The sequence below is a fragment of the Methylocaldum sp. genome (assembly GCF_039794385.1).
Lineage (GTDB): Bacteria > Pseudomonadota > Gammaproteobacteria > Methylococcales > Methylococcaceae > Methylocaldum.
This window is the reverse complement of record NZ_JBDIVO010000491.1, coordinates 1-2,733: the sequence shown is the minus strand read 5'-3', so window position 1 is coordinate 2,733 and position 2,733 is coordinate 1. Positions and strand designations below refer to the sequence as shown.

Below are 2,733 nucleotides of genomic sequence, written 5' to 3'. Positions count from 1 at the left end.
GATGCCTCCATGGAGGTACGCAGCTCGGTGGTGTACGCCAGTTTCATCGTCGCATTGGTATTTGTGCCGCTCCTGACGCTCGGCGGAATTGCAGGACGCTTGTTCGCTCCGATCGGTCATGCCTATATCCTCGCGATTCTCATGTCCCTGCTCGTAGCGCTGACGGTAACGCCCGCGCTTTGCTACATGCTCTTGAAGAGCGGCAAGACCGACAAGATCCCGCCGCTGATTCGGCTGCTTCAGCCCAAATACGCCTCCCTGCTGAGATCCGTTGCAAAACGGCCGAGAGCAACGCTGTCGATCAGCGCGGTTATTTGCGGATTAGGGATTCTGGCGTTGACCGATCTCGGCGGAGAATTCCTGCCCCGACTTCGAGAGGGCCATTACATCGTACACACGAGCAGCCTTCCTGGCACATCATTGAAGGAATCGCTCAGAATCGGCGGGCTGCTGACCCGGCAATTTCTCGAGATCCCGGAAGTCGAATCGGTCTCGCAATGGGCCGGCCGAGCCGAGCGCGGTGCCGACACTTACGGCAGCCACTACAGCGAGTACGAAGTTCGGCTGAAGCCGCTTTCAGGCGAAGCTCAACAATCTGTGCTGAACCGGCTCAGACAGATCTTGGACGATTTTCCGGGAATCCTGTTCGAAGCGAACACCTTTCTGACCGAGCGGGTCGACGAAACCATTTCCGGTTACACGGCACCGATCGTGATCAATCTCTACGGAAGCGACCTCGACCAACTCAATCAGAAAGCGCGCCAGATCGCCGATCTTGTCCGAACCATTCCCGGCGCCATCGACGTACAACTGCGATCGCCTCCGAGCACGCCTCAGCTTCAAATCCGGCTGAAACTCGACGATTTGGCCGCTTATGGCTTGCGTCCGATGGAAGTGGCCGATGTCCTGCAAACGGCTTTGCAGGGACGGATCGCGGGCGCCTATTACTTGGACAATCGCGCTTACGAGGTAGCGGTGATTCTGCCGCCGGAATTGCGGCACCGGCCGGAAACGGTAGCGCACGTACCGCTGCGCACCGCGGATGGTCTTATCGTGGAATTGAGCCAAATCGCGGAGATCCAGCAGGTCGGCGGACGGTATAACATACTTCATCGGGGCGGCCAGCGTGTGCAGACCGTCACGGCAAACGTGGCCGGTCGGGACACGGCGTCGTTTATGGAAGAACTTCGCCGGCGAACGCTCACCGCCATCGATTTTCCGCCGGACGTCTATCCCGAGTTCAGCGGCGCCGCCGTGGAGCAAGGTAAAGCACGCCGGGAACTGACGGTCCATGCGCTGCTGTCGGGTGTTGGCGTTATGTTGCTGATCTTTTTGGCCATCAACAGTGTGCGCCATACGCTCCTCACCTTGGTGAATCTGCCTTTTTCGCTGGCCGGAGGCGTTGCTGCCGCATTCCTGACGGGCAGTACGCTTTCGGTCGGGTCGATGGTAGGGTTCGTCACCTTGTTCGGAATCACGGTACGCAATGCGATTATGCTGATTTCCCATTACCGGCATTTGGTAGAACGGGAAAACAAGTCGTGGAATCTGGAAACCGCGATTCAGGGTGCACAGGAACGCCTCCCTTCGATCTTGATGACGGCGCTAGTCACCGCGCTTGCGATGCTGCCCATCGCCGTCGACAGCGACAATCCGGGGCGCGAGATCATGGGTCCCATGGCCGCGATCATTATCGGCGGTTTGGTATCGTCCACCCTTTTCAATCTGCTGCTTATGCCGACGATATTGCTCAAATTCGGCCGGTTCGAAACCCTCGATGAGCCGCCACGTTTTTCTGAGCCGTCGTAGACGCTAGAGCGATTTTTACTGCGGATTAATGTTGAGGATTGTGAAATCGTAGGTCGGCAATCCGTTGCCGACGCGCTGGATCGGCGAGGAACTTGTCGGCAATGGATTGCCGACCTACGAGATGCCTTTCGATCCGGCGATTACAGCATGCGAGCCATGACCAGGGCATCTTCCCGGCCGTTTCGGGCCGGATAATAGCCTTTGCGGGTACCGATCTCGTTGAACCCCAGTTGGTGATAAAGTTTGATGGCGGGCTTGTTGGAAGGACGCACTTCGAGAAAAATCGTTTCGGCCTTGTGCTCCTTGGCGACCGCCATGAGTTTCTCGAGCATCAAGCGCCCGTAGCCCTGTCCCTGATTTTGCGGCGACACACAGAGATTGAGTACGTGCGACTCCCCCGCCCCCACCGACGCGATCCCGTAACTTACAACCTGGCCTGCCCTTTCGCCTACCCAGCAACAATATCCTACGGTGTAGCAGTCCCGGAAAGTGGTCGGCTCCCAAGGGAATTCGTATGCACTTTGCTCAATGGCGGCCACCACTTTAAGGTCTGACCGCCGCATCGGACGAATGATCAACTCGGCACTCTTCACGAGGCTGGGAAAGTGTCGGTAATAAAACTCGGTTTCGGCATCATAACTGATGAATTTCCTGATGCGCTCGAACAAGCCGAACAAATCGAACATGGCGGACATAATTATGCTTGTTGTCGAAAAGCCCGCATGGCTAGTTTGAGATCCTCCCATGCCCTACGTTTTTCCGTTTGCGAGCGCAGCAGGTAAGCGGGATGGTAAGTCACCACCAGCGGAATCTGGTCGTAATAATGCACCTGGCCGCGTAGTTTACCGATGGGCGTCGCGGTTTTTAATAAGTTTTGCGCGGCAATACGGCCTACGGCCAGAATAATCTTAGGTTTGATCAAGG

General features: G+C 56.8%; 3 protein-coding genes. 1 reads left to right on the top strand and 2 read right to left on the bottom strand.

Going from position 1 to position 2,733, the window contains the following annotated elements:
• Positions 1-1,809, top strand: a 1,809-nt coding sequence (locus ABJK70_RS23215) for an efflux RND transporter permease subunit (protein WP_347259279.1), incomplete at its 5' end; no start/stop codon positions are given.
• Positions 1,810-1,949: 140 nt separating this feature from the next.
• On the opposite strand, the gene rimI is transcribed toward ABJK70_RS23215, so the two are convergent.
• Both rimI and ABJK70_RS23205 read right to left on the bottom strand, forming a co-directional pair.
• Positions 1,950-2,504, bottom strand: a complete 555-nt coding sequence (gene rimI, locus ABJK70_RS23210) for a ribosomal protein S18-alanine N-acetyltransferase (protein ID WP_240502524.1) — start codon at positions 2,502-2,504, stop codon at positions 1,950-1,952.
• A gap of 2 nt (positions 2,505-2,506) precedes the next feature.
• Positions 2,507-2,733, bottom strand: a 227-nt coding sequence (locus tag ABJK70_RS23205; RefSeq protein WP_347259278.1) for a uracil-DNA glycosylase family protein, incomplete at its 5' end; no start/stop codon positions are given.